Below are 6,000 nucleotides of genomic sequence, written 5' to 3' on the forward strand. Positions count from 1 at the left end.
AGGTACTTTTGGAAGTGCCGGGGGTTCTTGTATCTTAAAAACTGGCAATTAACCACCAAAAGGAAAGGGAACGCAAGCTCATGAAACACAATCGCAGCTGTTGGCGGAAAACGTGTTATGCAATCATCGTACTGGCTGTGGCGGCGGGGTTATCGGCCCCGTCTTTTTTTGCGCAGCGGCGCGCTACCGGGCTGAGGACGGCGTCACCGTCTCAGCCGACAACGGGGGCCCGGCGCCGGGGCAAAGCCAAGCTGATGGAGAGCCATCGCCGGCTCATGGAGCAGATCGCGCGGGGAGGGGAGGCGCCGCCGGGAACGGCGTTCGAGACTCCGGCGTTCTTGCAGAACAACCGCGAGGCGATGGACCCGTCGCTCCTGAAGTTTGGGCCGTATAAGTTTGACCCTAGTAGAGGTCTGCCTGCGCTTCCCTCGCTTGGGGTGGGGATGGGCACCGGCCCGAAGGGGGGCGGACAGGAATTGCTGTTGATCGTGCAGCACGACGGGGTGATTACGAAGGAGTGGCGCGAGCAGCTCCTTGGCCTGGGAGCGGAAATATTGGACTACATGCCCAACAACGCGTACGTGGTTCGCGTGGCGGCGGCGAATCAGGGAGCGGTGAGGACGCTTCCGGGGACGCGGGCGGTGGAGCAGTACCCGCCGGCGTTCAAGCTCGGGGCGGCGCTGGAGGAGTTGATCACGGAGCCGGGCGGTCCGTATATGTCGGAGTTTAATGGTGCGATCGCGCCGGACGGAACGGTGGCGCTGCGGATAGGCCTGGCGCAGGGGCGAACGAAGGCGAGTCTGGTGCCGGGGCTGAATCCGAACCTTGAGGTTGTGTACAGTTCGGAAGAGGACGGTCTGGTGGTGGTGCGGGTTGACGTGATGCAGCTTGCGGGACTGGTCCACGGACTGATCCACAACGCGGACGTGTACTCGGTGGACGTGGTTCCGCCGATGAAGCCGATGAACTACACGCGGACGGCGTATTTGCAGTCGGCCAATATGAGCGACCACACGATTTGGGCGCAGGGCTTGACGGGGTATGGGCAGATTGCCGCACTGTACGACAACCCCTGCGACACGGGAAGCTGCTACTTGAGGTACAGTGACGTGTGGTGCGGGGAGGCGGTGTGCGGTATATCTGATTTTCCCACGCCGAACTGCCCGGACAACAAGGTGATAAGCATCCGCACGTATTTGTTGGCGGCGTGCAGGGATATAGAACCGGGCGTGTTGCCTGGATCAGGAGGCACGCACGGAACGTGGGTGGCGTCCAGCATTGTAGGGGACGATTTCGGCACGAACGGGCTGGCGACCGAGCTGGGTGTGACGACGACGTCTCCGGAGCAGTTCGGGATGGCGCCCGGGGCGCAGTTGGTGGTGTTTTCCGAGGATATAGGGGATCCTTCGCTGGTGGGCTGGTACACGCAGGTAGGCGTCAACTATGCGGAAGCCATCTTTCATTGGAGCTACGAGCACGCGAATGCGTTGACCAAGTCGGGACAGAACGAGTGGGGGGCGTACATTGGTGCTCGAGCAGCCAACTATCCATGGGGCTATGACTACCCCTCGATCCAGTACGACGAGTTTGCCTTCAGGACGGACAACGCCCTGTGGTATATGAGGGATTTCTTGCTGGTTACGGCGGCGGGAGATGCGGGACCGAATTCGGGGACGTTGAACGGAGGGCCGCAGGTGGCGAAGAACGCGCTGACGGTGGGGGCGGCGGACGCGGCGAATCCGGAGAATGTGGACGCCACCTCGTCGCACGGCATGACGCTGGACGGGCGCCTCAAGCCGGAGGTGATCGCCTTCAGCGGGACGACGATGGCGGCGACGGGGTCGCAGGAGAACCAGACCACGCCGACGTGCTTGACGGGGGTCTACACGGGCACGTCGGTGGCGTCGGCGCTGGTGACTGGGGCCGCGGTGCTGGTGGGAGAGTATTTCATGGACGGTTATTACCCGTCTGGAGCGGACACGCGCGGCACGCCCATCGACGACTACCGCGACCAGGTCTTCCCGGTAGGCTCGGGAGACAGCTTCTCGCCGTCGAGCGCGCTGGTGAAGGCGATGCTGATTAACTCGTGCCGGAACATGACGGGTAACTATACGGCGACGACGGGAGGCGGGGGAGCGAGCGCGCCCCGGCCGACGGGAGGACAGGGCTGGGGCCGGATGGTGCTGGACGACGTGCTGTCGTTCAGCGGGGAGTCGGATCGGCAGGTGCTGGTGCTGAACGACGTGTACAACGGGGCGACGACGCTGACAGACGCGAGCGGGATTCCGCTTGCGCACGGGATGCAGCCGAGGGCGTCGCTCGAGACGGGGCAGAGGCATACGTTTACCGTGCAGGTGGATGGCGGGGGCGCCGTGGGCAACACGGGAGAGGGAGGATTGAAGATTACGCTGGCATGGAGCGATCCGACGGGGGCGATTCGGGCGGCTTTCCCTGCGATCAACAACCTGAACCTGAGGGCGTGGGCGCCGGACGGGACGCTGTACGTGGGCAACAACTTCACGGCGGGGTCGGCGCCGTGGACGGCGGCGGGGCTGGTGTCGCCGGACAACCTCAACAACGTGGAGTGCATCTTCCTGGACAAGCCGACGATATCGGGCTCGAAGGTTGGGCCGTGGACGATCGAGGTGCTGGGGGCGAACATTCCGGGCAACGGTCGGGTGGAGCAATCGAGGCCCGGCGGGGGAGAACAGATCTCGTCGGTGTTTCAGGGCTACGCGCTGGTCGTGGTGGGCAACGTGGCGGCCGGCGACAGGGCGCGGCTGTCGTGGGACAAGACGGCGTATACGTGCGACGACCAGGCGGTGGTGTACATGAAGGACACGAGCCTGGCGAAGTCGAATTTCGACATCGTGGTGAGGGTGTATGATTATGCGGGTAACGTGTATGACAAGGAGACGCTCACGGTGTTGCCCGGGCCGGGGCCGATGTGGGAGACGCCTGCGATTGATGTGACGGACAGCGCGCCGACGCAGGAAAACGGGATATTGGAACTGTTGCACGGTTTTGTGGTGGAGGCGAGGCATGCGGACGAGGACCCGCCCGGATATGAGGCTGTGGCGAGCACGACGGCGAACTGCGCGGTGCGGCTGTGGCTGGCGGAAAGTCAGTTGAGCGGAGGCTGCGACGGGAGTCCGCAACGAGAGGAGTTTATTGACAGGTGGGAGATCGTGACGATTACGCACACGGTGAAGCTGGCGCAGTTGGAGGACGTGACCGACCTGTGGATCGACGTGGTGTCCCTGAATCCGAACGTGAGGGTGTTAATGGAGGCGGCGTACATCGGGGTTGTGAGAGCCGGGGCGACGTTCCAGTTCTCGTTCACGGTGCAGGAATGGACCGGGTTGACGAACCCCGGGGACCTGGTGGAGTTTAAGGTGCTGGGGTGGTCGCCGGCGGACGGGCTGTCACAGCCGAGCGGGTACAACCGGACGTACGAGTTGGAGCGGGATTGGTCTGAGGAGTATTACAATACGAACTACCCGACGGGGACGACGACGGGAGTGAATCCATGGACGGGCGGAACGGAGTGGAACGACCTGACGGCGGCGCCCGGGGGGAACGTGGACGTTCCGGCGACGGGGTTCTGCTTTGACACTGAGCACGGAGGCACGCAGGGCTGGGCGTCCGCGTCGTTCTGGTGCGCGGAGACCTACAACTGCTGCTCGAACCACGACTACGTGTGGGCCGAGGGGCCGGGCGCGGCAGGGATTTGCGGCGCCGAGACCCTGTACCGCCTTCCCCTTGACACGGGTGGGACCGGCACGGGCTCCTGGGTGCAGCATGATGAGTCGTATCAAGGTACAGGGACTGCATCCTGCCAGAGCAATTACTGTTTCGGGAAGGCCTTGTCGGCCCCCGAGGGTGACCCCACCCTGTGCCAGTCGAACGACCCCATAGAGTACGAGTGCTTCAAGGCTTGCGGCGGCGGGTACTTCTGCTACAACTACAACTTCGGGGTTCTGCGCTCGCCGGTCATCGAGAAGGTGCACCCGTTCGTGGGAGGGATACCGCACCAGCACTCGCCGGGGTGCACGGAGTGGCACCTGGAGTTTCTGCGCTCGACGCACTGGTCGAACTACAACTACATGGCCTACGGGAGATACCCGACGGGCGCCAGCAACTGGTTCGCGATAATCATCGACGGCGACACGGCGGATCAGTCGCAGTGCTCGACGACGTATTATTTGCCGACGCAGTGGAACACCACGCTCATTTCGCGGTGCTGCTGGGGGAACTGCGATTTTCACGGGCGGGTGGAGGAGTATTGCTGGTGGTGGCAGCACGCGCAGCACACCACTTGGGATAGCGGGGATAACAAGTGGGCGAAGGACCTGCATGCGGATGATCCGGGATATAAGGATCCGAAGGTGAACCCGCACTGCGTGCCGGACAACCTGGGGCCGGAGGAGGACCAGATTCTGACGCCGTTCGGGCAGATCGGTGACTCTTTCCGGTGGGCTATCGCGGAGTGGGGAGCTAACTGGTCGACGCCGGACTGCGTGCCGCCGTACCAGTTCGGGCCGGGAGGCATAACTTGTCCGAGCTTGCCGCGTCCGCCGGGTCTCGGGGGATATTTCATCGACAACTGGAACATCGAGTGGACGGAGTTTCAGGCTGTCGACGACCCGACGCCGCTTACTTCGCCGTGCGGGCAGCCGGACATCTGGTTCCAGCCGAAGCAGTACTCGGTGTGCACGGCCGGAGCGAGGGCGGAGATCTGGGTGCAGGACATCGCCGGCAAGTACATGGCTGGACAGCTGGTTGTGCGGGTGCGGAGCTTCAACACGGGAGACGTGGAGGACTTCGTGCTGTTGGAGACGCCGACGCTGGGATTGTTCAGAGGGTACGTGCCGATGTCGACTGAAGTGTTGCCGAACCCCGACGCGGATAAGGCTAATCCGGTGCCGGGGATGGACAACGTGCTGTACGTGACGACGGCGGACAACCTGATCGCGAACTACGACCCGGACGGCGTTCCGGACAACGGGGACGAGGTGGAAGCTATCGGGGCGACGGAGTGCCCGACGGTGTCGGCGTATTATTTGAAGCACGTGGCGTGGGACACGGACCCGTGCGCGGACAACGACGGGTGGCTGGACGGAGGGGAGAGAGCGGACGTGGTCGTGTCGATCAACAACGTGAGCCAGGAGGTGTCGCTGGTGGGGGCGGAGGTGAGTCTGCGGACGAACGACCCGGCGGTGTCGATGTGCAAGAACGGGATATCGTTCGGGACGGTGCCGCCGCTGACGGTGGTGGACAACGCGGCGGACCCGTTTGAGATATGCGCGGACGACGCGCTGATCAGCTGGCCGGAAACTAACACGCCGTACCTGGTCGAGTTCGACGTGCACATCACGGCGGACAACTCGCAGGGTGCGCCGACGCGGCAGTTGATGGTGATGGCGCTGGACGTGGAGGCGGACGACACGGGATGCGATCCGGTGCCGTGGAGCGATGACTTCCAGACGGAGCCGTCGGGACAGCAGTTTTCGGCGTTGATGGACTCGGGCGTGGTGCCGTTGGGCAGGATGAACCAGGAGCCGGACAACGGGCTGTGTCCGCTGGTGGCGGACTTCTGCGGGGATGCGGCAGAGGGTGCGCAGTATCGGGAGGTGAACGACTGGAACATCACGCACACGGGCACTCAGCTGCGGCCGGAGGCCGGAGGCATCAAGGGCGACCTGCCGCCGATCGACCATACGGACGGCACGGGTAAGTGCTTTGCGAACAACCATGGCTACGATTCGGGCCTCCAGGTCTACGGCGGCGTCACGCCGTTGAAGGTGGACTACGCCTATACGAAGGGCTACGGTGGCGCAGTGGAGGGCGTGGCGTTTGCGCTGTGCGGCGAAGACGACCCGACCTGCATCCTCGCCGGCAATTGTTGTAGCGACGGTGTTGACAACGACTCGGACGGCGCCACGGACATTGCCGACAGGACGGGGTATGAGCTGCGGTTCTGGCACATGGCGCACATGC

1 protein-coding gene is annotated in these 6,000 nt (G+C 63.7%); it reads left to right on the forward strand.

The genetic code is table 11. The annotated features are described in order from the left end of the window. Nucleotides 1-275: 275 nt before the first annotated feature. Nucleotides 276-6,000, forward strand: a 5,725-nt coding sequence (locus JSV08_04870) for a S8 family serine peptidase (GenBank protein UCF81747.1), incomplete at its 3' end; no start/stop codon positions are given.

The organism is Acidobacteriota bacterium (assembly GCA_020349885.1).
In the GTDB taxonomy this organism is placed as follows: Bacteria; Acidobacteriota.